This is a genomic window from Paracoccus onchidii (genome assembly GCF_028294535.1).
GTDB classification, from domain to species: Bacteria; Pseudomonadota; Alphaproteobacteria; order Rhodobacterales; family Rhodobacteraceae; genus Paracoccus; species Paracoccus onchidii.
In genome coordinates, this window is record NZ_JAQBIE010000025.1 from 1 (window position 1) to 24151 (window position 24151).

A 24151-nucleotide genomic window follows, 5' to 3' on the forward strand; every position below is an offset into this window, starting at 1 on the left:
GACCTTCAGGTTATGAGCCGATCAGAAGGGAACATCGGAAACCTAACGAATTCAGCATCTTACGAAGTAACCGTTTGATTTTTCGCGATTTCCATTCCGGCGTTCGACCGCATTGAGCGGCTTTTGACAGCACAACCTGCACGAAAACTGCAGCCAAAGGTTGATGTGGCGTTGAGGTGAGCAATTTTCAGTACCATCCATTTCGCTATATGATCACGCAGAACGTGATCCCGCACGAACGCAGCGACGAAAGTGCAAGTTTGACTTGACAGAATTTTGTCCGGCTCTCCATCGATTTGGCTAAGATCAGATTGTCGCCCCGAGGTCAGGGTAACGATGATCGGTCGCGCAAAGCGAATGGTCGCCCAATGCTTCGATGACGCGGCAGTTCGCTATTTTGCCTCCCGCGCATTGCGTCAGAATACGTTGCAGTTCGACCTTGAGCGCGCCCAGCCGCGCAAGACGACTTTCAACCTCGGCCAGTTGCGCGATGACGATGGCGTCGGCCGCCGCGCAGGGCTGGTCAGGCTGGTCCGACAGGCTGAGCAGGTCACGGATTGCCTCCAGCGTGAAACCCAGATCGCGCGCGTGGCGGATGAAGGCCAGCCGTTCCAGCGCCTTTTGACTGTAAAGCCGCTGGTTTCCCGCACTGCGTTCAGCCTCGGGCAAAAGACCGATCTGCTCGTAATAACGGATCGTCGGCACCTTCACACCGGCAGACGCACCCAACTTTCCAATCGTCAACATGAGATTCCCCTTGAAGCTCTAGTTACTAGAGACATTAGGTTCTCGAATCGATGAAGGCAACTTCCCGATCCGGGGCGAGGATAACGACATGACAACTACAGATCCCAACAGCGGAACAGCCTGCGACTGGACAGTCTCGGGCATGGATTGTGGATCCTGTGCGACCAAGATCAAGGATGCCGTGACACGCCTGCCGGGCGTCAGCGGCGTTGAAATTGGCATCATGACGGAACGGCTTCGCCTGACGCTGGACGAAACACAGACCGATCGCGACAAGGTCGAAAAGGTGGTGAAATCGCTTGGTTATGGAATCGCGCCGCGCGCGGCAGGGGCGAAGAAGGACTTTGTCATGCCCGCCATGAGCGATGCGCCGGCAGATGGCCATGACCATGACCATGATCGGAATGATGCCGCCGCAGCGGCGCGTGACGACAGCGGTCATGGCAGCCCTGGCCATGTGCATGACGACCCTGCCGACCGCGGCAAGCGATGGTATCAGACCCGCAAGGGTAAGCTGGTAATCTTTACCGCGATCCTTCTGGGTGTCGCTTGGATCATCGAATTGCTGGCGCCGCAGGTCGGCAAATGGGCTTTCGTCGCGGCCTGTCTGATCGGCGTGGCGCCGGTTGCGAAACGCGCCTTTGCAGCTCTGCGTCTGGGTCAGCCCTTTACAATCGAAAGCCTGATGGCGGTCGCGGCCATTGGCGCCTTGTTCATCGATGCTGCGGAAGAGGCGGCATTGGTAGTGTTCCTGTTCGCGGTTGGCGAAGTGCTGGAGGGTGTGGCAGCCGGCAAGGCGCGCGATGGCATCCGCGCGCTTGCCGATCTGGTTCCCAAGACAGCGCTGCTGTTGGTAAACGGGACAACGCAGGAAGTCCCGGCATCAAGCCTTGCTGTCGGGCAAATGGTGCTTGTCCGTCCGGGCGACCGCATCCCCGCAGATGGCGAGATTGCCGAGGGCACCTCGGGCGTAGATGACAGCCCCGTTACCGGCGAAAGTGTTCCTGTCACCAAGGGGCCGGGCGACCCGGTCTTCGCCGGCTCGATCAATACCGAGGCCGCGCTACGCGTGACCGTCACCAAAGCTGCAGAGGATAACACAATCGCCCGCATCATCCGGCTGGTGGAAGAGGCTGAGGTCGCGCGCGCGCCGACTGAACGCTTCATCGACCGCTTCAGCCGCTGGTACATGCCCGCTATCGTTACTGTCGCGGCGCTGGTTGTTCTGGTGCCGCCGCTGGCATTTGGCCAACCTTGGGACACCTGGATCTATCGCGGTCTGGCGCTGCTGCTGATCGGCTGCCCCTGCGCGCTGGTCATCTCGGTTCCGGCCTCAATCGCCTCGGCGCTGTCCACGGGCGCACGGCGCGGGATGCTGATGAAGGGCGGTGCGGTGATCGAGGCGGCGGCCAATGTATCCCGTGTCGCCTTCGACAAGACCGGCACCCTGACTCATGGGCGTCCGGTGGTGACGGATGTTGTCGCTTTCGGCGCGACGACCGAGGCCGAGTTGCTGGCAGTGGCGGCGGGGGTCGAAACCGGCTCCAGCCACCCGCTGGCCGTCGCCATCCTGACCAAGGCCGATGAGGCGGGCATCGAAGCGCTGCCGTCACGCGATGCGAAAGCACTGTTGGGCAAAGGGGTGATCGCCACGGTCGGCGACGCCTCCGCTTGGGTCACCTCGCCGCGGTATGCGCTGGAAAATGGCGGGATCGACCAGTCTGACCTGCAGCTTGCCACGGCATTTGAGGAAGATGGCAAGACCGCTGTCGCCGTCTTCCGCGAAAAGACCCCGCTCGGCCTGATCGCCATGCGCGATGAGCCAAGACAGGACGCAGCCGAAGCGATTCGTCAACTGACAGAGATGGGCGTGACCTCCGTCATCCTGACCGGGGACAATCCGCGCACGGCGGCCGCGATCGCCGGCGGGCTGGGCATGGAGTTTCGGGCCGACATGATGCCTGAAGACAAGCTAACCGCGATCCGTGAAATGGGCGAGCAAGTCGGCGTGATGATGATCGGGGACGGCATCAACGACGCGCCGGCCCTGAAACAGGCAAGCATCGGCGTGGCCATGGGATCAGGCACGGATGTGGCGCTGGAAACCGCAGATGCCGCGATCCTTCGCGACCGGGTCACGGACATCCCCGCGCAGATCCGGCTTGCCCGCACGGCCATGGGAAATATCTGCCAGAACATCACCATCGCGCTGGGGCTTAAGGCGGTGTTTCTTGTGACCTCGGTTCTGGGGATCACCGGGCTGTGGATCGCGATCATGGCCGATACCGGGGCGACGGTTCTGGTTACGCTGAACGCGCTACGGCTGTTGCGCTTCGATCCTGAACGCGAGGCATGACGCCGTGATTTCCGCTTTCGGTTGGGCGGTGCTTGCCCTGCTTGCCGCTTACCTCATGCTTTTCTTTTTCGGCAATGCCATGGCGGCGCGAGCCGCCGGGCGGCCGGTCTGGCTGTTCTCGCGGGCGAAACGGCGCGACTGGTGGGCGGCGCTGGGCTTTCGGGCGGCCTTCGCTTTGGCGCTTCTGGGGCCACTGCTGTGGGGTGCCTTTCCCACGCTGCATAACCTTGACCCCTTCTGGATCGAAGGACAGGCGCAGGCGCTTGGCGGGGTCGGTGTGTTTCTGGCCGGCATCGGCGCGATGGTTGCCTTTGCTGCGCAGATGTCGATGGGCGCTTCATGGCGGGTGGGTGTCGCTGAAGGTGCCACGGGTGCGCTTGTCTCGGGCGGGCTCTATCGGTTCAGCCGCAACCCGGCCTTTTTCGGGCAGTTCATCCTGCTTCTTGGCACAGCCCTTGCCATCCCTTCGCTGCCGACACTTCTCGCGCCGCTGCTGTTTCTGTGGTCGGCCACGGCGCAGGTCCGGTCCGAGGAGGACGTCCTTCGGCAAGCCCTGGGGGCAGAGTATGAGGCATACGCGGCATCTGTTCCGCGCTGGATCGGGCTACCATAATCTCTTCTCGACCAATTACCTGAATCACACGATCAATTATGCCACTTGCGAATGTCCGGACGGATCACAGCTCGACCCGTTTCAGCCGCAGCGCATTGGCGATGACAGAAACCGAGGACAGCGACATGGCCGCTGCAGCGATCATCGGCGACAGCAGCAGGCCAAAGATCGGATAGAGCAGCCCCGCCGCAACCGGGATGCCGGCGGCATTGTAGGCGAATGCGAAGAACAGGTTCTGGCGGATATTGCGCATGGTGGCCACGGCGAGCTTGCGGGCGCGGACAATGCCGGTCAGGTCGCCGCCCAGCAGGGTCAGCCCTGCGCTATCGACCGCCACATCGGCGCCGGTGCCCATGGCGATACCGACATCCGCCGCAGCCAGCGCTGGTGCGTCGTTTACCCCGTCCCCCGCCATGGCGACCTTGTTCCCCTTACCGCGCAGCCCGTCGATCAGATCCTTCTTTCCCTCGGGCAACATCCCGGCGCGGACCTCGTCGATGCCCAAGCGGCTTGCCACGGCCAGCGCCGTGCGCTCATTGTCGCCGGTTGCCATGATCACCTTGATGCCCAGATCGTGCAGGTCACGTATTGCCGCCTTGGCGGTGGATTTGATCGGGTCGGCCACGGCGACCAGACCGGCCAGCCCGCCATCCAGCGCCACGAACATGGCGGTCTTGCCCTCGCCGCGCAGGCGATCGGCGGTCTTCTCGCCCGTGTCGCAGTCGATGCCGAGCGATGTCATCAGCGCATTATTGCCAAGCGCCACATCCCGGCCATCGACCTTGCCGATCACCCCCTTGCCGGTGATGGCCTCGAACTCCTCGCCATTGCCAAGGCTCAACCCACGCGATTTCGCGCCTTCGACAATCGCCTCAGCCAGCGGGTGTTCGGAGGCGCGTTCCAGCGCAGCGGCAGCAGCCAGCAACTCATCCTCGGGCACGTCGCCGAAGCTGGTCACATCGGTCAGGGCCGGCTTGCCTTCGGTCAGCGTGCCGGTCTTGTCGACGATCAGCGTGTCCACATCTGCCATCAGTTCCAGCGCCTCGGCATTCTTGACGAGCACGCCGGCCTGCGCGCCGCGCCCCGCCGCCGTGGTGATGGAAATCGGCGTCGCCAGCCCAAGCGCACAGGGACAAGCGATGATCAGCACCGAAACCGCCGAGGCAATGGCGAATACATAGGACGGGCTGGGGCCGAAGATCAGCCAGAGGATGAAGGCCAGCACCGCGATCACCACCACCGTCGGCACGAAGATCGCTGACACCCGGTCGGCCAGCCCCTGAATCGGCGCCTTGGACCGCCGCGCCCCGGCCACCATCTGGACGATCTGCGACAGCACCGTATCGGCGCCGACATCGGTGGCGCGGATCGCCAGCGTGCCGTTCTTGTTGATCGTGCCGCCGGTCACGCGGTCGCCCTGCACCTTCTCGACCGGCACCGGCTCGCCGGTGATCATGCTTTCGTCGAGGGAAGACCGCCCCTCGACCACCTCGCCATCGACCGGCACGCTATCGCCGGGCCGCACGCGCAAGAGGTCCCCGGCCGTGATGTTTTCCAGCGGCGCGTCATATTCCGTGCCATCGGGCAGGATGCGCCGCGCCGTCTTGGGTGCCAGATCCATGAGTGCCCGGATCGCATCACCGGTGCGTTCCCGCGCCCTGAGTTCCAGCACCTGCCCGACAAAGACCAGGGCGACGATGACGACGGCAGCCTCGTAGTAGGTGCCGACCATGCCGCCCATCCGGTATTCTTCAGGAAAGATACCCGGCAGGAAAGTCGCGAACAGCGAATAGAGATAGGCCGCGCCGACACCCAGTGAGATCAGCGTCCACATGTTCGGTGAGCGGTTTTTGAAGGAATCCAGCCCTCGCTGAAAGAACGGGCGCGCCGCCCAGAGCACGATAGGTGTGGCCAGCAGAAACTCCAGCCAGACGGCGGTGCGGTGTCCGATCCAGTCGCGGACCGGAATGCCCACCATCTCGCCCATCGTCAGGATCAGCAGCGGCACAGCGGCGGCCACGCTGACCCAGAGCCTGCGGGTGAAGTCGGTCAGTTCGTGGCTGGGTTCGTCCGAGGGAATCATTGGCTCCAAGGCCATGCCGCAGATCGGACAGGCGCCGGGTTCGTCGCGGACGATTTCGGGATGCATCGGGCAGGTCCATTGCGTGCCGGCCGGGGCGGATTTTTCAATCTTGGCCGCTGCGCCCGAGGCGTAGAACCACGGATCGCCATCGAATTTCGACTGGCAGCCATCCGAGCAGAAATAGAAGGTCTGTCCCTCATATTCGCGCTGACGTGCCTCTGGCTTGATTGTCACCTGCATGCCACAAACCGGATCGATGGCCTTGCCGGAATCAGCCTGTGCCTGTGCGCCACCGTGTGTCCCGTGATCGTGATGCCCATGCGAATGATCGTGCTTGTGGTCCATGACTCTCTCCCGGCAGATACCTATAGGGGGTATATCAGGCTTGCTCTATACCCCTTGAGGGTATAGCACAAGCCGCGGATGTTGAAGATCGGAGCCCTCCTTGGCGCATGACAAGCAGAACCGAGACGCGATCCTGAAGCGGCTTTCCCGCCTGAACGGTCAGGTGCAGGGCGTCTCGCGCATGGTCGAGGATGGGCGCTATTGCGTCGACATCCTGAACCAGACCGCCGCCATCCGGTCTGCCCTGCGCGGCGTCGAACGCTTGCTGATCGAGGATCACGCGCGAAGCTGCATGGAAGACGCGATCCAATCCGGCGATCAGGACCGTCAGCGGGTGATGTTCCGCGAGGTCGTCGAACTGATGGAAAAGGTGCGCGACTGATGCGGTTCCTGCTGTCGGCACTGCTTGTCGTCATGCTGGCGGTGACGATGCCACTGGCCCTGACCGGCGCCGCCTCGGCGGAGGCATCGTCGATGGCCTCGACGGCCGAAACATCCGCGTCGCCAGTCGCGCATGAATGCTGCACCACGCAGCCGGATTCTCCACATGGCGACTGTGCGGCCTGTGCCGACATCGGCAATGCCGAAATCACGTCCAACGCGGCCCGCTTGTCACGCCGAATCCGACACTTTCCCCCGCTGCAAGATATGAAAACCGCCAGGCCGCGCTTGCCGCGGCCCCCTCCGCGATCCGCTGCTCTCTGACGCCACATGGCCCGAGGGGCCACAAGCCGATCAACTGCGCGACGAGAGGGGCGAATGACCCTACGGCGCGTAATATCCTGAAGGACATCAGAAATGAGCAATCCCAATTTCTCGCGTCGCGGGGCGATCCTTGCGGTCGCAGCGATGCTGTCGACAACCTCTACACTTGCCTTTGCCACCATCGGTTCGGACGAAAAGCCGAACCTGCTGAGCATCACCAAGGACCCCGGCTGCGGCTGCTGCGGCGCCTGGGCCGATCTGGCCATCGAGGCGGGGTTCGAGGTCGAGACGACCGAAACCAGCGATTATGTCGGCATGAAGCGCGACGCCGCTGTGCCCGAAAACCTGTGGTCCTGCCACACGACCCGGATCAGCGGCTATATCGTCGAGGGCCATGTGCCCTTCGCGGCCATAAGGCAGCTTCTGGAAAAGCGCCCCGACATCACCGGGATCGCCGTGCCGGGGATGCCCGCCGGATCGCCGGGAATGGGCGGCGGGGTCGAGGCCACCGCCGAGGTCATCGCCTGGGGCGGCATTGCCGGCGATGGGCGCGCCTTTCCGCTGGACGGGTAGCAGATGACGCGCAACGCACTCATCCTCATCGCAGCGGTCGGGCTGGCCGCTGCGATCCTGATCCTCTGGCGCGGCAGCGCGGCGACTGAGACAGCCGCGCAGGATCAGGCCGTGATCGCGCTTGGCCAGCGGCTCTACGCCGAAAACTGCGCCAGTTGCCACGGCGCCGATCTGGAAGGCCAGCCGGACTGGCAGACCCCGCTGGAAAATGGCCGCTATCCGGCGCCCCCGCATGACGAGACCGGCCACACATGGCATCACGCCGACCCGCTGCTGGAACGGATCATTCGCGACGGCACGGCCGCCGTGGTCGGCGATGGGTATGAAAGCGACATGCCCGGTTTCGGCGATGTCATGAGTGACGCCGAAATCGCCGCAGTTTTGGCCTATATCAAATCGACCTGGCCCGAACGGGAGCGCGCAATCCAGAGCCGCATGACCAGCAACAGCGCGCCTTGACAACCCGGCGTGTCACCAAGATAGCCAAGGAGTTTCCCATGCAGAAAAGAACCGCCGCCATATCCTTGACGCTTCTGGTCCTCGCCGGATGCGCGGCTCAGGCGCCCGACGTCGGAGCCGAGGCCGCGTCCCCCTATCCGATCCCGGACGAAGTCGTCGCCGTCGCCGGCCCCAATCAGGACCTGACGACGGCACGGCTTGACCCGGCGGACGATTGCTACTGGTATTATCACGCCGGGCCGGTCGAAACGACGCTGGTGCCGCTGCGCGCCGCGAACGGCAACCAGATCTGCAACGTGCGCGCGTCCTGACGCCAGGCATTACCGGAAGGCACGCGACTAGCTGACGGCCGACACGCTGCCTACCGGCGAATAGAGATATGCGGTCGCGCCGATCTGGACCCGCGGATACAGTTCGTTGATGTGGGCCATGACCATGCGGACGCAGCCGGAACTGGCGCGGCTGCCGATCGAGGTTGGAAACGGCGTGCCGTGAATGCGCAGATAGGTATCGCGGTCGCCGAGATAGAGATACAGCGCACGCGAACCCAGAGCGTTCCGAGGGCCGGGTTCCATGCCGTCCTCATATTGCGCATAGACCTCGGGTTCGCGCTCGATCATGTTGCGCGTCGGGGTCCAATGCGGCCATTCGGCCTTGCGTTTGATCGTATAGGTGCCCGGCTCGTAAAGATCGCCCCTGCCGATGGCCACGCCGTAACGCATCGCCGTGCCGCCCTCTTCGATGTGATAAAGGTATCGGGCCACCGCATCGACATGAATGTCGCCCGGCACCAGCCCTGCGTTCGCAGTGACTCGCTGCGGCAGGTAACGCGCGTGCAGTCCCCAGGGATTGGGACCACCGGCCTCGACCTCGGCATCCCAAGCGGCCTTTTGCGCCGTGTCGGGCCAGGTTGAGGCCATGACCGGCGTGGCGGCGGCCGCCGAAAACAGCGCCGTCGTCGTGCGGATGAAATGTCTGCGTGTCAGCATGTGATTGCTCCTTGTCCTTTCCTTGTATCTTCAGATGGAAGCGGCAAGCGCAGCGACTTCTGCGATTGCCGTGCCGAATCTTCAGCGCCCATCGACCTCTGGCGTCGCCGCTGGCCCGCCTTCCAGATCGGCGATCAGCGCCTTCATCTCCGCGATTTCCAGAGTCTGCGCCTCGATGATGCTGTCCGCCAGCGCCCGGACGCGAGGATCCGAGATATCCGCACGGGTGGATGTCAGGATCGCAATGGAATGATGCGGAATCATCGCCTTCATCCAGGCGGTATCATCGACCGTTGCCTGACTGCGGACCAGAAACAGGCCAAGCGCAAATGCCAGAATCGAAACGCCCGCGACGATCAAATTGGCACGCGGACTGCGATACATCCCCAGCATGAAGGCCAACATGATCAGCGCCATGGCACCGCCCATGTAGAGCGCCATCCACATCCGGGTCTGGCTGAAAAAGACGTGATCGATCGCCCAGGTGTTCAGATACATCAACCCGAACATGATGACCGTCGAGGTGACGATCATCGCCGCAAAACGGCCATAGCTTCCGCCGCTCAGGCTTCCGTGGCTGTTGTGTTGATCAGAATGATCCATGACGTTGTCCTTTCGTGAAATATGTCAGTTGCGCCGCGCGGCCGCGACAAGTTCGGCCAGTTTCGCTGACGAAATGGCGCCAAAGCGCGAATCCGATCCGGCGATGAAGGTGGGTGTGCCGACAAGCCCCATCGCCTCGGCCAGCGCATTGGACTTCTGGATATGTTGGGCAATCTCCAGGCCGCCCATATCGCGCTGCAACTGCTGAGTGTCTAAACCCATGGATCGCGCGACACGCAGGACGCTGGCCCTTTCGGCCCGGGGTTTCTGACTCAACAGGACGCGATGAAAGTCGGCGTAGCGGCCCTGCTTGCGTGACGCCAGCGCCGCGCGGGCCGCGAAAACCGAACCCTCGCCAAAGACCGGCCATTCCCGCATCACCATCCGCAAGCCGGGATCGGCTCCTAACACGGCATCCACCACTGGCATCATCGCACGGCAGAACTGGCAGTTATAGTCGAAGAACTCGATCAGAGTCGCATCGCCGTCAGGATTGCCGAAGATCGGCGCATTCGCGTCATGTTCAAGCTGCCTGCGGAATTCGGGTGGAAGCGAATGACCAGCCCAAGATAGGCGCGGTGCGATGGCCATCGCCGGGGCGGTAAGGGCCAGGGTCAGGATCATGCGTCGCTGAAACATCATGTCACTCCCGTCACGCCGAGACCGCGAACGTCGTCATCATGCCGCTGGCAAGATGCGGCATGTGGTGACAATGCAGCATCCATTCCGCCGCCTCGCCCGCATCCAGCGCCACCGTGACCATCGACATGGGCGGCACATAGACCGTGTCGCGCAATGCACCGGAAAACCGTCTGCCATTGATCGCGACAACTTGGAAATGATGGCCATGCAGATGCATGGGATGGCCCATCATCGACATGTTGTGGAACATGATCTCGACCCGCTGGCCTGTTTTGGCCGTAACCGGAATCCGATCCTCGAACACGCTGTCGTTGATGGTCCAGCGATAGGGCTGCATCTGCCCGCCCAGCATCACCATGGGTGATGCATCGGCAACTCGTTCCGTCAGCGGAGCAACGGCCCGCAAGGCGGCTTCCTGTGCAAGGTCGATATCGAATGCAGGTGCGGCCTCGTCTGCCATTCCAAGCATGACCGGCACCTTGGCGCCAGCGGTCGCAAGGATAAGGCCGGTGCGCTCCTGCGCGCCTTCGCGCAGAGCAAGGATCGGCCATGCGCCGCCTCCGGTGGGCAGGTCAAGCTCGATATCCAGGCGCTGCCCCATGGCCAGACCAAAGCGCGTTCCTGGCAAGGGCTGCACCGGCTGGCCATCCACCGCAACAAGCCGACCCGGAACCTCGCCGCTGTCGAGCCAGAATACCGTGGCCGCAGCCCCGTTGATGACCCGCAGCAGGACCCGGCCACCCTTTTCTACCCGCACAACTTCCGGGTCGCTCAAGGTGCGGTCATTCACCAGATAGGCATCGAAATCGAAGTCGTTCAGATCCATCTGCATCCCGGTCATGCCGGGCATGGACATGCCGCTCATTTCCGACATCACATTCATGGCCATGCCGCCCCCCATGTCATGACCGGCATGGGGATCGGCTGGTTGCGACATTTCGGCTTCGGCGGCCTCGTCATGCCCCTTTCCCGAGCGGATTTCGTCCAGCACCTCTTCCGGCGGGCGGAAGGAAAAGTCATGCAGGAACATGGTGACCTCTTGCCGATCAGCTCGCAGATCCTCGGGGCGGCGGACGATCAGGGGTGCGGCCAGCAACTGCATCTCCTGAATGGGCACATGGCTGTGCATCCAGTGCGTGCCTGCTGCGGCCTCAAAATCATAGGCACGCGTCTCTCTTGGCTGCAGCAGCGGCATCGGCATATCGGGAACGCCGTCCTGTGCGTTCGGCGGGATCTGTCCATGCCAATGAATGATCGTCGGCTCGGCCAGATCATTGGTCAGATCCAGCAAGAAACGCTGGCCGGGGTCCAGTGTCAGCCCGGGCGTTCCGTTGCCGTTGATCAGCCCGAAAACCGTGGCGGCGCGGCCATCGATGTCAAGCGTGCGCGTCGTTGCCTGCAATGCCAGCGCGGCTGGCTGCGCAAAGCCCGTGCGCGGGACGGCAAAAGCTGCGGCCATGGCAGCGGATGCGGTCAGAAAGCCGCGGCGATTCAGCGTGCATGTCATATGAGTAATCCATCAAACCCCGTGGGGCGAACAATGTTCGGCACCTTGAACAGGTGCGGCAAATCAGGTGTTCAGATGGATTTCGGAGGGCGGTATCCGGGGCCGACCAGACGGCCCTCACGTGTCACCGCTATAGAGTGCCATTTCAGCGAATGCTCGGTCTCAACAGGCGCAAGTTGCGCGGCAGCAAGCCAGGGCGTAGGTGTGCCGACACATACAATCGCACAGGCATCGGTCATATCGTGCCGAGAAGGCTCTCCCGAATAACCGTGCTCATGCCCGGCTGTGTCGCCGGGATGGCTGATCGAAGCGACAACTTGATCGGTCGGCAGTCCGGCTGGGCCAGCACTTTGCCCATGCTGCGTCGCGCCCGCCAACACGAGCAGAACAACAAGCAGAGAACATATCGCGCGGCACATCATGTGGTTGAGTTGGAACCTATGAAACTAGCTTGACAATAAGCAGGACAGGCTCTCGTTGCAATTCACGGAGTAATCAACAGAGGGTGTAGGTTTTTCCCTTCTGAGCCATTGACCGGCAGCCCTCCCCCTAGGTTCTGCCACCTTCCGCCTCCCTGCCGGTCCTGGCGCTGATGTATGACTTGCCATACGCGCGAGGCTGAGCCTCATGTGGGATGCAAGAAGGAGGCGCTTGGCATGGTGAAGCGATTGAGGTTAAACGAGAAAACGGTGCGGGAGGCGGCACCGGAACCGGGCCGGGACTATCAGATTTTTGACAGCGAGGTGCGGGGGTTTGCCATCTGCATCTACCGTTCCGGCAACCGGGCCTTCACGCTGGATTACCGCCATGCCGGACGCCAGCGGCGGATGACGTTGGGGCGCTGGCCGGAATGGTCGACGGCTGCCGCGCGGGAACGGGCCAAGGAGTTGCGCCGCGATATCGATGCCGGGGGCGATCCGCTGGGCGCGAAGAAAGACGGGCGTGAGGCGCCCCGGTTCAAGGATCTGGTTGACCGCTATACCGAGGTGCATCTGCCCAATCTTGCGAAGACCAATGCGTCCGATCAGCGCTCCATGCTGACCAAGCTGGTCGGGCCGGACTGGAACAACAGGCTCGTCACGGAAATCACGCCCTATGATGTCGAAAAGCTGCTGAACCGGATCGCCGAGGGCCGGTGTCGTCCCCATAAGGCAAAGCCGAACAACCGGGCAAGGAAGCTGCAGGGCGCAAAGCCGACGCCGGTGCGCGCCAACCGCGTCGGTGAGGTGCTTCGAAAGATGTTCACCTATGCGCAGGGCTGGGGCTGGCGGGAGGATAACCCGGCCTCTGGCTTCCGCCGCCGGATCGAGAACCCGCGCGAGCGGTTTCTGTCGCAGGACGAAATCCGGAAGCTTGCTACCGCGCTGGACGCGGCCGAGGATCGGCGCGCGGCGGATATCATCCGGCTCTGCATGCTGACCGGCGCGCGGGTCGGCGAGGTCCGGCAGGCGCGGTTCGAGCATTTCAACCTTGAACATCTGAGCTGGTCAAAGCCCGCCAGCATGACCAAGCAGCGCAGGATTCACCGGCTGCCGATCTCGGACGAAGCCGCAGCCATTGTTCGCCAAAGGCAACTGCTGGTGCCGCGCGGCTGCTCATACCTGTTTCCGGGCGATGTGCCCGGCCAGCCTGTGAAGGAAATCCGCCGCTTCTGGCATCAGATCCAGAAGCAGGTGAACATTCCCGATGTCCGCATTCACGACTTGCGCCACACCTTCGCCTCGCTACTGGTCAGTGGCGGTGCGTCACTGGAAATGATCGGAAAGCTCTTGGGTCACAGCCAGACGCAGACCACTGCGCGCTATGCCCATCTGATGGACTCGCCGCTGCGCGCCGGGGTCGATGCCGTGGCCAGCGCCTTCCGGCCAAAGCCGGTGCTGGTGCATGATGCCGGGGCGCAAGATGATCAGGCGCGCAAAAGCGCCTGACCAAACGTCGGCCTCTCGCAACGGGCGCTATGGGGTTTCCCGCAGCGCCCGCCAGATCGGGGTCAGTCGCCTTCGGATCGTACTCTCATCAGGTATCTCGCGACCCGGAGAGGTCTTTGCGAACCAGTCCTGAACTTCCGCAACCCATTCACCCTGCGTTGCAGGCAGGCCATCCTCGTGCAGACGGACCATCTGCGAGATATAAAGACCTTCCCAGTCATAGCGGGATGGCGCACCGCCCGGATCTGCCGCACGCTTGGCGAGACCGTGGGCAATCTCGAACTCGTAAACCTCACTCGCGAGGATCAGCAGGTCGGAGGGTTCGACGGTGATGTGATTTTCGGGATCCGCGATCATCACCCAGTCCTTCTGGCCAATTGGTCGAACCCGCCGGATCACGCGGCGTTGCGGCCCGCTGGCCCAGCGCCGGAACATGCTGAGGATATCGACCACGGGCACCACGACCAGCCCTGACAGAATCGTCCCGTTCTGCTGGATCGGCTCGATCGCCATGACGACCTCGGGCTTTCCGTTGATGGCCCAACCCGCCAGATCGTCGAGGCTGCAATCCCATCTGATCGCAACTTCCTGAACCGTGAAAAACGTGCGTTGCGGCAATCCCATCTTCTTTCGTCTCCCTGCTCGTAGGCGCTGGGCTGCCCTTCTTCCGATCCCAAAGCGCCTTGCCTCAATCCTCTCGCGCGCAGACACAGCTTTCCCGATCACGGGCCTTGCAAAGGCTCGCGTCGCTCGACCGCATCCGGCGTGATTGGCCGACTTCTTCACCACCAGAACGAGACTTGTCCAGACGATTTCACTGGGGACAACCGACTCTTTGTTCTTGACATGTTCCAGCCCGAACAAAGGCTGAATCTGACACCGGCGACCGGCAGAAGGGGTTCTGCCGGTCGCCGGATTTTGCCTCTTGACAGCCTGTCTCGCAGTGCATGCGCATCGCCAAACCCAGCAAAACATGGGGTGGCATAACCTCCGGGAGGTTACGCCACCTTCCGCCTCCCTGCCGGGCCTTTTTATGTGATTGTTCTTCTCCCCGTCAGCGGCCCGGTCCGGGCGATGCAAGATGGAGGCAAGAGCATGACACAACCCATGAGTGCGGAACCGACGGTTGAACCGCGCCTGCTGCGCGGCTGGATCAGCCGCTACGATCTGGCGCAGGAGCTTGGCCTCACGGTCGATACGCTGGGGCGCTGGGAGCGGCGGCGGAAGGGTCCGGCCTGTGTCCGCGCCGGTCGCAAGATCTTTTACCGGATGAGCGTGGTGCAGGACTGGCTGCAGTCGCAGGAGATGCCGCGGGTCACCGACGCGAAACCCGGCAAGGCGCGGGGGCGGAAATGAACGCTATGTCCCAGATTCCCGATGCCGCTATCGATCATAGCTCTACGACCGATACTGCCTGCCCGCCGGACTGGCCCGCCCAGCGCCTCTCTGAGGCCCGGGGCATTGTCGCCGATTTCGTCCATCACCCGGACAGCCTGATCATCCTGGCCTGCCGCGCCATCGCCGCGCACAGCCCCGAAGATCAGGAACGCCGCGAGGCCTTGGCCCTTGCCGGTCTGCTGATCGCCGTGTCGAACCGCAAAGCGAAAGGTGGTGACGCATGACCCGTCGAACACCCGAGGCCGATATCCAACGCGCCATTGTCCACACATTGCGGATCGTCCTGCCCCGCGATGCCATCATCCACCATTCCGCCAATGAGGTCGGGTCGGGTGGCAAGGCCGCACGGCAGCGCCAGGCGATCCTGACCGGCATGGGCGTGTTTCCGGGCTTTGCCGATCTGGTCGTCCTGACTGGCGGGCAGGTGTTGTTTCTGGAGGTCAAAAGCCCGTCCGGCCGCCTCAGTCCGGCCCAGAGAGCGTTCCGCGACATGGTGAAGGCCCAAGGGTTCGGCTGGGCGCTGGTCCGCTCCGTCGAGGACGCGCTGGGCGCGCTCGCCGATCACGGCATCACGACGCGCGCCCAAGCGCTAAACCCGCGACGGAGGGCCTGCGCATGAGCCACTACGCGACCAACTGGGCCATCCAGCAGCGCGGGCTGAAGCCCGCCACCAAGATCGTGCTCTGGCATCTCTGCGACCGTCACAATCCTGACTTCGGCTGTTTTCCGACCCAGGTGCGATTGGCCGCCGATTGCGAGATGTCGGTGTCATCCCTGAATGACCATCTCCGGGCGCTGGAAGAGGCGCGGCTGATCCACCGCGTCCGGTGCCAGGATCCGCAGACGCATCGACGCCAGGCAACCCGCTACATCCTCGGCTTCGAGGATCGATTTCCCGATCCGTCCGGCGGGGACGACGAGGACGATTCTGGCCCTGACGACGGCGATGACAGCGACGATCCATGTCCGGATTCCGGAGATGGAGCCATCTCCGAAAAATCCCCGAAGCCATCTCCGAATTTGGCCGGGTTCCATCTCCGAAATTCGGAGAATAACCCTGTAAGAGAACCATTAAGGGAACCAGTAAAGGAGGAGGAGGGCTCGCGAGCGCGCGATGATCGATTTGAAGAGTTTTTTGGCGCGCTGCTCGACGCCCTCGGTTTTGACACCAACGCCGGTCTTCCGGGCTGGTGGCAGGGCTGGCCGCCCCGCGAACATGTCCGTCGCTGGATTACCGATCTCGGCCTGACCGAGGACCGGATCGTCGCGGTGGCCCGCGACAGCCGCAGCACGCATCCCAATCCGCCGGACGGCCCGAGAGCACTGGACAGGGCCATGGAACGGGCGGCACGGAGCGCCGAGGCGAGGAAGCCCGCTGACGGCGACAAGCGGAGCAAGCGCGGCAACAAGCCTGCCGACGCGCGACGTGCCAGCATGGACGAGATCGCGGATTTCTATGCCGGGCTGGTGAACGGGGATGGCTATCTGCCCTCCAATGCCATCTCGAACACCGTGCGCAATGCCATGCTGGAACGCGGCCTGGTCACGACCGAGCGGCTGCGAGAACGGGGCGTGGCATGAGCATCCATTCCCGCTTCCCGAACCGCAGCACCACAGGCACCCGAACCAAACGCGCGCTGGGCGTCCAGCAGGTGCTGGAATGGGCCTTTCGCATGGAGAAGGCCCGGCTGGAACTGCCCGGGCCGCCCGACCCCGAACGCAGCGAAGGTCTCGGCTTCGGCCTCGAATACATGCTGATGCAACGCGCCGCGCTGGGCTGCCGCATCGATGGCGGAAGGTACAAGCCAGACAGTTCCACCCACCAGGACGCCGAAGTCATCGCGGCTTGTGTCGCCGGACTGCCAACCTCACTCGGTGGCTTGCGCATGGCGATCCGCATCGCCGAACTGGCCCGGGCCGGCATGACACCGGATTGGATGCCCGGCGCTGTACCACGCTGCGTGCCAATCGAGATGAAGCGCAATCAGCACGGCGAACGCGCGATCACCATCCCGGTGGGCACGACCCGTGTGCTGTCGCGCGGCAAGTGGCGGACGGTCGAACTCCGCGCCTGCCCGGTGACCTTCTCGCCGCATCCGGACCAGATCGCCGCCGCACGTCGCCACTACGAACATTGGTGGCTGGCGCTGGGCTGGGTGCGTGATGGGCTGATCGCGGGCGGCATGCTGCGGAGCATCGAGGTGACGGAGGTAATACCGAGGCGCGAGCCATGGGCGAGCCCGTCGAGCCGCGAACAGATCGGCAACAAAACAGTTTGACATTCGTGCCCCTGTTGACTCATAACCCAAACATCGAAGACGAGCGCCCGGAGAACAGGCGCTCTTCCGGTCAGACCCTCCATCCCTACCCCCTTGCCATGGTTCCTCCTGGGCCGCGTCCGTATTCGGGGGGGCGCAGCGCGGAAGTTTGCCAGCGTCATGCGATTTCACCGGGGAATCCACCCGGAATCCACTTGGCCAGCTTGAGGCCATTTTCAACCAATAATACACGGCTTTGAGCGTGGCTCCTGGGTGGATTCCTGCTGGATTCCGAGGTGGATTCCAGAATCCACTTCGCGGAAGCCAGGGCCGGAATCCAGCGAGGCGGAAGCCACCGTAATCCACCTGCTGAGAAGCCACCCAAACCACAGGACCACCCTGCCCCATGGACCTCGCCTTTGCGCCGCGCCAGATCGAGTTCTGGCCGATCGAGCGGCTGCGCCCCTATGCCCGGAACGCCAAGATGCACGGGGCCGATCAGGTGGCGCGGATCGCCGCCAGCATGGCCCGCTTCGGCTGGACCGTGCCCTGCATGGTCGGTGACGATGGTGAGTTGATCGCGGGTCATGGCCGCGTGCTCGCGGCGACCGAGCTGGGGCTTCACGAGGTGCCGGTGATCCGGCTCGGCCATCTCGACGAGGCCGAGCGGCGGGCCTACCGGATCGCCGACAACAAGCTGACGGAACTCGGCGACTGGGACGAGGCGCTGCTGCGTGACGAGGTGGCCGGGCTGCTGGCCGATGATTTCGACCTCTCGCTACTGGGCTTTGCCGAGGACGAATTGGAAGCCCTGCTGCAGGATCCTGCTCTGGCAGAGGACGGCGCCGCCGAGGGCGAAGACGAAGTGCCCGAACCGCCCGCCGATCCGGTCTCGGTACCCGGCGATCTGTGGCGGCTCGGGTCGCACCGGCTGATCTGCGGCGACAGCACCAGCGCCGATGTGGTCGCAAGGCTGCTGGGCGATGTCCGGCCGCTGCTGATGGTCACCGACCCGCCCTATGGCGTCGAATACGATCCGGCATGGCGGAATGCGACCGGCGCGGCCAAGACGAAACGTACCGGCAAGGTGTTGAATGACGACCGGGCAGACTGGCGCGAGGCCTGGGCACTGTTTCCGGGCGATGTCGCCTATGTCTGGCATGGCGCGCTGCACGCGACCACTGTCGCCGACAGCCTGATCGCGGCGGGCTTCGACATCCGGTCGCAGATCATCTGGGCCAAGGACCGGCTGGTGCTGAGCCGCGGCGATTACCACTGGCAGCATGAGCCCTGCTGGTATGCGGTGAAGAAGCGCGGCAAGGGCCATTGGGCCGGGGACCGGAAGCAGACCACGCTCTGGCAGATCGCCAACAAGGATCAGGATGCGGAAACGGTTCACGGCACCCAGAAGCCGGTCGAATGCATGCGCCGCCCGATCCTGAACAATTCCAGCCCCGGGCAGGCCATATACGAACCCTTCATGGGTTCCGGCACGACCCTGATCGCGGCCGAGACCACCCGCCGGGTCTGCTACGGCATCGAGCTAAACCCCGCCTATGTCGATGTCGCCATCGCCCGCTGGCAGAACCTGACCGGCCAAGCGGCCGTGCTGGACGGCACCGACCAGACCTTCGACGACCTGACAACCTCCCGACGCTGAGACCATGAATGACCTGGCTTTACCTGCCCCCGGACGCGATTCCGGGGCCGATGACACCTGCCTCTTCGGCCTCTCCCTCTGCTCCGGCGCGGGCGGGATCGATCTCGGCCTCACCCTCGCCCTGCCCGGATATCGAACTGTGGGCCATGTCGAGCGGGAGACCTACGCTGCGGCCACTCTCGTGGCGCGGATGGCGGACAAGGCCCTGGATCAGGCTGTTGTCTGGGACGACATTGCCACATTCGACGGCAGACCTTGGCGCGGCGCGGTGGATATCGTCTCTGCGGGCTATCCGTGCCAGCCGTTCAGCGTGGCGGGCAAACGAAGGGGTGCGGACGACCCGCGCCACCTCTGGCCGCATGTCGCCCGCATCATCGGCGAAATCAAACCGCCCTTCGTCTTCCTCGAAAATGTCGCCCATCATCTCCGCCTCGGCTTCCCCGAAGTCGCCAGCGGACTGGTCGGCATGGGCTACAGGCTTGCGGCAGGATTGTTTACGGCGGCGGAAGTCGGCGCGCCCCACCGCCGGGAACGCCTGTTCATCCTCGCCCTCCGCGAAGGGGACAAACTGGCCGACCCCGCGCGCCTGCTCCGGTACCCGGTCGAGCGGCGGGAACCGGACGGAACTCCTGCGCCTCTGGCCGACGCCCCGGGCCAGTGCCAACGAGAACCGGCAGACGAAACCGACGCCATCGCAGGCGGCAGGCAGGCACGGGATGAACCTTGCCACGACAGCCGCGCAATGGCCGACGCCGCTGGCGACGGATGGCAACAAACCGAGCGCGGGCAAGCGCAAAACGGCCGATCTGACCCATGCGGCGGGCATGTGGATGACGCCCACGGCGCGGGATCACAAGGATGGGGCGACGACCTTGGCGAATACGCCAGTGAACGGCCTCCTTGGCCGCCAGGTCCTCACGACGCCGATGGCTGGCAGCGATACCTGCGATCAGCGCCGGACGCTGAACCCGCTGTTCGTCGAGGCGCTGATGGGCTGGCCTGCAGGGTGGACCGGCTCCGCCTCTGTGGCAACGGCGTGGTCCCACTGGTTGCCGCGCATGCGCTCCGAACTCTGGCGTATCAGTTGCTGGAAGATGGATGATGCGGTCGGCTAACAAGCTCAAAGGCAGCTTCGAGCCCACTTTGACTGACGCTGCGCGGCGCTTGAACGGGCGCGAACAGCGCAATCCTGTCATCGGCCATGGCAAACCTCGGCCCTCACCAAACCTTTGCTACTGAACAAAATGTCGCGGCGCGGCCCGCTGAACCTCCCATTCGCCGCTGGCGCTAAAGTGGGCACTTGCTGACGTCATGCGATGCGGGATGTTGCTACCGATCGGCATATAACGATGAACGGCCTGAGGGTCCGAAGAATTCTTGGCATGTGAAACAGTCCGGCACAGCCCACAGATGCACTGGCTGGCAGGCGATTCTTCAGAATATGACTGCGCGCCAGGCACGTTGAACTGCCAGTTTCTTCATCCCGCATCAGGCTCTTCGGCCCTGCCTGCACTCGGTTCGTGATTCAGCGAGCGAAACCAGATTATCAGATTCGTGAATCGGTCGGGGCGCTTGTAGGGGCCGTCATGCGTAACACCGTCCATGCGGACGAGCATCGAGTTTCCGGAACATTCCGCGACCCGCTCCGACATCATTGCCCATTGTACCAGCGTGTCGGTCCCAAGGACCACCAGCGTCGGCACACTGATTTGCGCCAGATTATCGCAAGTCAGCGGCGCGCCCGGCGCCATGCCGCCATAAAACGGCAGGGTGCGGCCATTTTCCTTCCAGTATGTGGGGAATGGTTCCGGCTCTTCGCCCGCTGTGCCCTCTGGCATCCGGAACACCGACTCGATGATGCGCAACGCGGCGGACTCGGCGTCACCAGCCTCCAGCGCTGCGATCATCGGGCCAACCGTCGCACCAAACTGCGCGCGCGCCGCGTCAGCGCCCGGAAGCCCATCGATCAGCCTGTCTACGTCTGGTTCGAAATGAACCATTGAGCGGAATAGATCGGGCCGCTGTAGTGCAGCATAGGTGGCAATCTCGCCGCTATAAGACCACGTAACGAGATCGACCGGACCGGCATCCAGCCCCTCGATGAAGGCGATCAGATCGGCGATATGGGTGTCGCGCGTGAAACTGGAACCGTCGTCCGGCCAGTCCGCGGTGCCGAAATAGCGCTGGGTGTAGGCGACGAACCGACCTTCCTCGGATATCCGGTCGGCATAGCCTTCCCAAACGCGCGCATCCGAGATCGCCCCATGGACGAAGACGATGGGCGGACCCTCGCCCTGCTCGATAAAGGTCAGTTCGGCTCCGTCCACTTGCATGGTTCCGGTCTCAACCGCCTGGGCAGCCGTCAACCCCATCGCCATTGTGGCGGCAACTGTGAATGTGACTTTCTTCATAACTCCGTCTCCCTTGTCTGATTCGGCAAATTAGGTCCTCAGTTCGACCAGTCTCGGACGGGGGGCGTCACGACAGCGTCACGCAACCCGTCACGCGACCGCGTCCGAGGTAATTTTCTGGCTTTTCTTCATGATTTTTCGAGGTCTGCCCGTTCTTGTGCTAGAATATTGCCCAAGGGGGTTGCCGGGACGATGCCGATCCTTCGCTTATCATTTCTGGGCGAACCACGTCTTCAAGCCCAAGACGGCCAGGTGCTGGCTACGCCGGGACCGAAAGGGTTGGGACTGCTCGGCTGTCTCGCGACAGCACCCGAATTACGCATGTGGCGCACGACGCTAGTCGAACTGCTTTGGGCCGACGCATCCTCCACACCCGCCGCTCGGCACGCCCTGCGTCAATGCCTCGTCCGGCTAAAATCGCAGCTTGGCGATGCCGCAGGGGCGCTGGTCGCCAATGATGACGCCGTCTGGCTGAACCCGGATCTCGTCTCAATCGACCTCGCCGAGATCCGAACAGCGCTGCAAACCGGCGCGCGCGGGGCGATCCCGGAACTGTCGCTGGTGGTTCGGGGTCGGTTTTGCGCCGGCCTGGAAGTCGAACTTGCCGAGTTCGAGACATGGCTGCGCGACCGGCAACGGGAATACGATCAGCTATGCGCCGACTTGCATGCCAAGGCGGCAGCAATCCTCGCCGAGCGCGGCGAAGGTCCAGCAGCCATTGCAGCCGCGCGTCGACGGCTCGAATGCGAGCCGTTTCAAGATGATGCCCATGCGGCCTTGATCGCCCTTTGTATTGCATTTGGACGCCGGCAAGAGGCCGCGACCGCACATAAGGACTGCCACGATCTTTTTGCGAAGGAACTTGGCGTCGCGCCGGCGTCACAGGTGGACCGGGCGCTTAGGACGTCGGTGCCTGCCTGCCACGTCCCGTTGTCCGTGCCGTTGCAGGTCGCACCAATTGCACGCCGTTCGGTGCTTGGCGCCTTCTCAGCCGGCCTGGCTGGGGCCGCCGCCTTGTTTCAGGTTCTCGGCCCATGGGGAAGTAGCCAGCCACCCGAGCCGGATCAGAAGCAGATGTCAATCTGGGTCAGTCCAGCGTCGGCCGCGTCCATTCAAGAAACCAGATTCACCGGATCATTCGCCAATTTGCCAGAGGAAAATCTAGATGCATCAAGTCAGACCGCCATACAGAGAATGCTCGAAGGGGATACCGACTATGCGATGCTCTATCCCGCAGGCTGCTAAGCGCCGCCGGCGCGGTGTTGCAACGCTCGGGCTTGCAATTATCCTCACCATATCGCCGTACTTGCCGGCCAACGCGCAATCCGTTGCGGGCGAGGGCACCTTCGCGGCGAATTTCGTGGGCTATGCCGCGAATGAGGTTGAACCGCTGCAGATCGGCACCGACCGTTTCTACGGACTGGTCGATTCGACCCTCACCGCAATGAATGCCGACAACGCCGCCTTCCTGCATAACCAGACCGGCAGATGTCTGGGCAGCTGGACCGTGGACGAAACGGCCAAGACCTTTGAAGAACTGGTGAACTGCACCTACACCGATGCGGACGGCGACCAGATATTCGAAAGCGCGACCTTCGACCGGCAGTCGCTGGACGCACCCCATGTCGGCACCGGACGTTGGCTGGGCGGCACCGGCAAGTACGAAGGGCTGACCGGACTTTTCGAGATACGCACCCGCACCCTGCGATCCGCACGGGAAGGTCTGGTTCAATATGTCGGAACCAAGCAGGGGCAGTATAGCCTTGCAGCGCGGGAATAAAGAAACAATGGGCCGGTAGATTTCCGCCCAACCTACGGGGTGCTGTCGTCTCGATTGTGCCGACACCTGCCGTTGGGGCGGTCGCAGCGAACGCTCGCTTCGTCCCGCTTTGCCGCCATTTGACGGGCTGATCCTATCGGATCGCAGGGTCAACATTCCCGGCAAGTCGATAGACCCGCCCGCGCCCATCGACTTTTTCGGAGGTGACCTCCAGCCCCAACTTCTTCTTCAGCGAGCCGGAAATCGCACCCCTGATGCTATGCGCCTGCCATCCCGTCGCCTCGGCGATCTCTGCAATGGTTACGCCCTCCGGCGCCTGTAGCATCGCGATCAGCTGCGCCTGTTTCGTACCGGGGCGCTGGGCGGCAGCGATGGCCTCGGGCTTGGCATCGCGCAGTGCCGCCATGGTCCTGACCACCACCGGCTCGATGCCGATGGCGTCCAGCCCGGCCCCGGTGGCGATCAGCGTGGTGCCGTGCCCGTCGCCGGTTTCGCGCCAGAGCGGTTCGTTGCGCCGAAGATTGGCCTCGACCTCCTCGATAAGGCCGAGTTTTACCATCCGTCCGATGGCCATCTTCGCGGCGGCACCGTGCAGGCCATCGGGCAGCGGAAGGGCGAGATTGCCCGGTCTTGCGCTGGCACGGGTCAGGATCAGGGTCTGCGTTTCGGTGAGTTTCGTCATTGTAGGCTCCGTTCATCGTCACCGCAGGCTGCGGTCGGCTTCTACGGAGCCGGGCCCCGTTATCCGGGGCGTGGCGGGCGCCAGTTGCCAGCCGGTCAGGCGGCGTGTTCGCCCGCGCCGAATGTAAAATCGCTGATCTGCTTCAGCAGATGGGCCTGATATTCGAGGCTGCCAACGTCGGCCCAGTTCAACCGTTCGGGGTCCGCCCCGAAATGGTCCTCGCTGAAGGCTTGCAACCGGGCCAACATCGCGTCGATTTCGGCCTTTTTCGCGATGAAGGCAGCGAGGGCGGCGTCGTTGGTTCGGGCGGGCTTGCGGGTCATGTCGGTCTCCGGTGCATCCTGTCGTTGATGCAGCATCGCTCCGGGGCGTCCTGAAGTGTAGAGAATTCGGAGCAATAACAGTGCTTTAT

Annotated in this window: 27 protein-coding genes and 1 pseudogene; 18 read left to right on the forward strand and 10 right to left on the reverse strand. The window is 63.3% G+C overall.

Translation table 11 applies throughout. The features are described from left to right. Nucleotides 1-306: 306 nt before the first annotated feature. Complete coding sequence (locus PAF17_RS16140; RefSeq protein ID WP_101459769.1) at nucleotides 307-747, reverse strand: MerR family transcriptional regulator; 441 nt, start codon at nucleotides 745-747, stop codon at nucleotides 307-309. A gap of 88 nt (nucleotides 748-835) precedes the next feature. Here PAF17_RS16140 and PAF17_RS16145 point away from each other — a divergent pair, with 88 nt between their 5' ends. After that, nucleotides 836-3103: a heavy metal translocating P-type ATPase gene (locus tag PAF17_RS16145; protein WP_271890139.1), complete on the forward strand. Its 2268-nt coding sequence runs from the start codon at nucleotides 836-838 to the stop codon at nucleotides 3101-3103. A gap of 4 nt (nucleotides 3104-3107) precedes the next feature. Further along, on the forward strand, nucleotides 3108-3716 hold the full coding sequence (locus PAF17_RS16150; RefSeq protein WP_271890140.1) for a methyltransferase family protein: 609 nt from the start codon (nucleotides 3108-3110) through the stop codon (nucleotides 3714-3716). Between the two features lie 64 nt (nucleotides 3717-3780). On the opposite strand, the gene PAF17_RS16155 is transcribed toward PAF17_RS16150, so the two are convergent. Beyond that, nucleotides 3781-6144 carry a heavy metal translocating P-type ATPase gene (locus tag PAF17_RS16155; RefSeq protein ID WP_271890141.1) on the reverse strand — a complete coding sequence of 788 codons (2364 nt, stop codon included), beginning with the start codon at nucleotides 6142-6144 and terminating at the stop codon, nucleotides 3781-3783. Between the two features lie 100 nt (nucleotides 6145-6244). Here PAF17_RS16155 and PAF17_RS16160 point away from each other — a divergent pair, with 100 nt between their 5' ends. The 5 genes from PAF17_RS16160 to PAF17_RS16180 all read left to right on the forward strand — a co-directional run bounded on the left by PAF17_RS16160 (nucleotide 6245) and on the right by PAF17_RS16180 (nucleotide 8192). After that, entirely contained in the window at nucleotides 6245-6526 is a 282-nt protein-coding gene (locus PAF17_RS16160) for a metal-sensitive transcriptional regulator (protein ID WP_101459771.1), read from the forward strand. Next, nucleotides 6526-6849 (forward strand): hypothetical protein, encoded by a 324-nt coding sequence (locus tag PAF17_RS16165; protein ID WP_260278239.1) that lies wholly within the window; start codon nucleotides 6526-6528, stop codon nucleotides 6847-6849. Before PAF17_RS16160 ends, PAF17_RS16165 begins: the two co-directional genes overlap by 1 nt. Before the next feature lie 93 nt (nucleotides 6850-6942). After that, on the forward strand, nucleotides 6943-7422 hold the full coding sequence (locus tag PAF17_RS16170) for a DUF411 domain-containing protein (RefSeq protein ID WP_260278240.1): 480 nt from the start codon (nucleotides 6943-6945) through the stop codon (nucleotides 7420-7422). Nucleotides 7423-7425: 3 nt separating this feature from the next. After that, nucleotides 7426-7881 carry a c-type cytochrome gene (locus PAF17_RS16175; RefSeq protein ID WP_260278241.1) on the forward strand — a complete coding sequence of 152 codons (456 nt, stop codon included), beginning with the start codon at nucleotides 7426-7428 and terminating at the stop codon, nucleotides 7879-7881. A 38-nt stretch (nucleotides 7882-7919) separates the two neighbouring features. Beyond that, nucleotides 7920-8192, forward strand: coding sequence for a hypothetical protein (locus tag PAF17_RS16180; protein WP_271890142.1), 273 nt, complete (start codon nucleotides 7920-7922; stop codon nucleotides 8190-8192). A gap of 27 nt (nucleotides 8193-8219) precedes the next feature. On the opposite strand, the gene PAF17_RS16185 is transcribed toward PAF17_RS16180, so the two are convergent. The 4 genes from PAF17_RS16185 to PAF17_RS16200 all read right to left on the reverse strand — a co-directional run bounded on the left by PAF17_RS16185 (nucleotide 8220) and on the right by PAF17_RS16200 (nucleotide 11622). After that, nucleotides 8220-8870 (reverse strand): L,D-transpeptidase, encoded by a 651-nt coding sequence (locus tag PAF17_RS16185; protein ID WP_260278243.1) that lies wholly within the window; start codon nucleotides 8868-8870, stop codon nucleotides 8220-8222. 81 nt (nucleotides 8871-8951) lie between these two features. Continuing rightward, complete coding sequence (locus tag PAF17_RS16190; RefSeq protein WP_165455780.1) at nucleotides 8952-9473, reverse strand: DUF305 domain-containing protein; 522 nt, start codon at nucleotides 9471-9473, stop codon at nucleotides 8952-8954. 24 nt (nucleotides 9474-9497) lie between these two features. Further along, nucleotides 9498-10112 carry a DsbA family protein gene (locus tag PAF17_RS16195; RefSeq protein WP_130991681.1) on the reverse strand — a complete coding sequence of 205 codons (615 nt, stop codon included), beginning with the start codon at nucleotides 10110-10112 and terminating at the stop codon, nucleotides 9498-9500. Nucleotides 10113-10125: 13 nt separating this feature from the next. Beyond that, on the reverse strand, nucleotides 10126-11622 hold the full coding sequence (locus tag PAF17_RS16200) for a multicopper oxidase family protein (protein WP_271890143.1): 1497 nt from the start codon (nucleotides 11620-11622) through the stop codon (nucleotides 10126-10128). A 656-nt stretch (nucleotides 11623-12278) separates the two neighbouring features. Here PAF17_RS16200 and PAF17_RS16205 point away from each other — a divergent pair. After that, the gene (locus PAF17_RS16205; protein ID WP_271890144.1) at nucleotides 12279-13550 is read left to right on the forward strand and encodes a tyrosine-type recombinase/integrase; all 1272 of its coding nucleotides are present in this window, start codon (nucleotides 12279-12281) and stop codon (nucleotides 13548-13550) included. A 27-nt stretch (nucleotides 13551-13577) separates the two neighbouring features. On the opposite strand, the gene PAF17_RS16210 is transcribed toward PAF17_RS16205, so the two are convergent. Further along, nucleotides 13578-14174, reverse strand: a complete 597-nt coding sequence (locus PAF17_RS16210; RefSeq protein WP_101459780.1) for a hypothetical protein — start codon at nucleotides 14172-14174, stop codon at nucleotides 13578-13580. 471 nt (nucleotides 14175-14645) lie between these two features. Here PAF17_RS16210 and PAF17_RS16215 point away from each other — a divergent pair, with 471 nt between their 5' ends. From PAF17_RS16215 to PAF17_RS16250, 8 genes and pseudogenes are all read left to right on the forward strand, one after another. Further along, nucleotides 14646-14906 (forward strand): helix-turn-helix transcriptional regulator, encoded by a 261-nt coding sequence (locus PAF17_RS16215; protein ID WP_101461915.1) that lies wholly within the window; start codon nucleotides 14646-14648, stop codon nucleotides 14904-14906. Between the two features lie 5 nt (nucleotides 14907-14911). Then, nucleotides 14912-15172, forward strand: a complete 261-nt coding sequence (locus PAF17_RS16220; protein WP_216034472.1) for a hypothetical protein — start codon at nucleotides 14912-14914, stop codon at nucleotides 15170-15172. After that, a complete protein-coding gene (locus tag PAF17_RS16225) occupies nucleotides 15169-15567 on the forward strand; it encodes a VRR-NUC domain-containing protein (RefSeq protein WP_101459782.1) in 399 nt (132 codons plus the stop codon). Before PAF17_RS16220 ends, PAF17_RS16225 begins: the two co-directional genes overlap by 4 nt. Further along, nucleotides 15564-16529 carry a helix-turn-helix domain-containing protein gene (locus tag PAF17_RS16230; protein ID WP_271890145.1) on the forward strand — a complete coding sequence of 322 codons (966 nt, stop codon included), beginning with the start codon at nucleotides 15564-15566 and terminating at the stop codon, nucleotides 16527-16529. Before PAF17_RS16225 ends, PAF17_RS16230 begins: the two co-directional genes overlap by 4 nt. Then, a complete protein-coding gene (locus tag PAF17_RS16235) occupies nucleotides 16526-17227 on the forward strand; it encodes a hypothetical protein (RefSeq protein WP_271890146.1) in 702 nt (233 codons plus the stop codon). Before PAF17_RS16230 ends, PAF17_RS16235 begins: the two co-directional genes overlap by 4 nt. A 385-nt stretch (nucleotides 17228-17612) precedes the next feature. Then, nucleotides 17613-18866: a site-specific DNA-methyltransferase gene (locus PAF17_RS16240; protein ID WP_271890147.1), complete on the forward strand. Its 1254-nt coding sequence runs from the start codon at nucleotides 17613-17615 to the stop codon at nucleotides 18864-18866. 4 nt (nucleotides 18867-18870) lie between these two features. Further along, nucleotides 18871-19377 (forward strand): annotated as a pseudogene (locus tag PAF17_RS16245) (DNA cytosine methyltransferase); the annotation flags it as partial. 205 nt (nucleotides 19378-19582) lie between these two features. Continuing rightward, complete coding sequence (locus tag PAF17_RS16250) at nucleotides 19583-19981, forward strand: hypothetical protein (protein ID WP_271890185.1); 399 nt, start codon at nucleotides 19583-19585, stop codon at nucleotides 19979-19981. Between the two features lie 363 nt (nucleotides 19982-20344). Here PAF17_RS16250 and PAF17_RS16255 read toward each other — a convergent pair whose 3' ends face one another. Next, nucleotides 20345-21277, reverse strand: coding sequence for an alpha/beta fold hydrolase (locus PAF17_RS16255; protein WP_271890148.1), 933 nt, complete (start codon nucleotides 21275-21277; stop codon nucleotides 20345-20347). Nucleotides 21278-21469: 192 nt separating this feature from the next. Here PAF17_RS16255 and PAF17_RS16260 point away from each other — a divergent pair, with 192 nt between their 5' ends. Together PAF17_RS16260 and PAF17_RS16265 are read left to right on the forward strand one after the other, a co-directional pair. Then, complete coding sequence (locus tag PAF17_RS16260; protein ID WP_271890149.1) at nucleotides 21470-22522, forward strand: AfsR/SARP family transcriptional regulator; 1053 nt, start codon at nucleotides 21470-21472, stop codon at nucleotides 22520-22522. 61 nt (nucleotides 22523-22583) lie between these two features. Next, a complete protein-coding gene (locus tag PAF17_RS16265; RefSeq protein ID WP_271890150.1) occupies nucleotides 22584-23057 on the forward strand; it encodes a hypothetical protein in 474 nt (157 codons plus the stop codon). 133 nt (nucleotides 23058-23190) lie between these two features. Here the strand turns inward: PAF17_RS16265 and PAF17_RS16270 are convergent, their stop codons facing one another. Then, entirely contained in the window at nucleotides 23191-23739 is a 549-nt protein-coding gene (locus PAF17_RS16270; RefSeq protein ID WP_271890151.1) for a DUF3489 domain-containing protein, read from the reverse strand. A gap of 95 nt (nucleotides 23740-23834) precedes the next feature. Beyond that, nucleotides 23835-24062 (reverse strand): hypothetical protein, encoded by a 228-nt coding sequence (locus PAF17_RS16275; protein WP_271890152.1) that lies wholly within the window; start codon nucleotides 24060-24062, stop codon nucleotides 23835-23837. Between the last annotated feature and the right edge of the window lie 89 nt (nucleotides 24063-24151).

What these genes read in the sequence shown, in the direction of transcription:
- PAF17_RS16215 (WP_101461915.1), top strand. Translation starts at nt 14,646, where the DNA reads ATGACACAACCCATGAGTGCGGAACCGACGGTTGAACCGCGCCTGCTG.
- PAF17_RS16240 (WP_271890147.1), top strand. Translation starts at nt 17,613, where the DNA reads ATGGACCTCGCCTTTGCGCCGCGCCAGATCGAGTTCTGGCCGATCGAG.
- PAF17_RS16260 (WP_271890149.1), top strand. Translation starts at nt 21,470, where the DNA reads ATGCCGATCCTTCGCTTATCATTTCTGGGCGAACCACGTCTTCAAGCC.
- PAF17_RS16220 (WP_216034472.1), top strand. Translation starts at nt 14,912, where the DNA reads ATGTCCCAGATTCCCGATGCCGCTATCGATCATAGCTCTACGACCGAT.
- PAF17_RS16205 (WP_271890144.1), top strand. Translation starts at nt 12,279, where the DNA reads ATGGTGAAGCGATTGAGGTTAAACGAGAAAACGGTGCGGGAGGCGGCA.
- PAF17_RS16175 (WP_260278241.1), top strand. Translation starts at nt 7,426, where the DNA reads ATGACGCGCAACGCACTCATCCTCATCGCAGCGGTCGGGCTGGCCGCT.
- PAF17_RS16250 (WP_271890185.1), top strand. Translation starts at nt 19,583, where the DNA reads ATGAACCTTGCCACGACAGCCGCGCAATGGCCGACGCCGCTGGCGACG.
- PAF17_RS16210 (WP_101459780.1), bottom strand. Translation starts at nt 14,174, where the DNA reads ATGGGATTGCCGCAACGCACGTTTTTCACGGTTCAGGAAGTTGCGATC.
- PAF17_RS16165 (WP_260278239.1), top strand. Translation starts at nt 6,526, where the DNA reads ATGCGGTTCCTGCTGTCGGCACTGCTTGTCGTCATGCTGGCGGTGACG.
- PAF17_RS16180 (WP_271890142.1), top strand. Translation starts at nt 7,920, where the DNA reads ATGCAGAAAAGAACCGCCGCCATATCCTTGACGCTTCTGGTCCTCGCC.
- PAF17_RS16230 (WP_271890145.1), top strand. Translation starts at nt 15,564, where the DNA reads ATGAGCCACTACGCGACCAACTGGGCCATCCAGCAGCGCGGGCTGAAG.
- PAF17_RS16145 (WP_271890139.1), top strand. Translation starts at nt 836, where the DNA reads ATGACAACTACAGATCCCAACAGCGGAACAGCCTGCGACTGGACAGTC.
- PAF17_RS16170 (WP_260278240.1), top strand. Translation starts at nt 6,943, where the DNA reads ATGAGCAATCCCAATTTCTCGCGTCGCGGGGCGATCCTTGCGGTCGCA.
- PAF17_RS16185 (WP_260278243.1), bottom strand. Translation starts at nt 8,870, where the DNA reads ATGCTGACACGCAGACATTTCATCCGCACGACGACGGCGCTGTTTTCG.
- PAF17_RS16200 (WP_271890143.1), bottom strand. Translation starts at nt 11,622, where the DNA reads ATGACATGCACGCTGAATCGCCGCGGCTTTCTGACCGCATCCGCTGCC.
- PAF17_RS16195 (WP_130991681.1), bottom strand. Translation starts at nt 10,112, where the DNA reads ATGTTTCAGCGACGCATGATCCTGACCCTGGCCCTTACCGCCCCGGCG.
- PAF17_RS16140 (WP_101459769.1), bottom strand. Translation starts at nt 747, where the DNA reads ATGTTGACGATTGGAAAGTTGGGTGCGTCTGCCGGTGTGAAGGTGCCG.
- PAF17_RS16235 (WP_271890146.1), top strand. Translation starts at nt 16,526, where the DNA reads ATGAGCATCCATTCCCGCTTCCCGAACCGCAGCACCACAGGCACCCGA.
- PAF17_RS16275 (WP_271890152.1), bottom strand. Translation starts at nt 24,062, where the DNA reads ATGACCCGCAAGCCCGCCCGAACCAACGACGCCGCCCTCGCTGCCTTC.
- PAF17_RS16155 (WP_271890141.1), bottom strand. Translation starts at nt 6,144, where the DNA reads ATGGACCACAAGCACGATCATTCGCATGGGCATCACGATCACGGGACA.
- PAF17_RS16270 (WP_271890151.1), bottom strand. Translation starts at nt 23,739, where the DNA reads ATGACGAAACTCACCGAAACGCAGACCCTGATCCTGACCCGTGCCAGC.
- PAF17_RS16190 (WP_165455780.1), bottom strand. Translation starts at nt 9,473, where the DNA reads ATGGATCATTCTGATCAACACAACAGCCACGGAAGCCTGAGCGGCGGA.
- PAF17_RS16225 (WP_101459782.1), top strand. Translation starts at nt 15,169, where the DNA reads ATGACCCGTCGAACACCCGAGGCCGATATCCAACGCGCCATTGTCCAC.
- PAF17_RS16255 (WP_271890148.1), bottom strand. Translation starts at nt 21,277, where the DNA reads ATGAAGAAAGTCACATTCACAGTTGCCGCCACAATGGCGATGGGGTTG.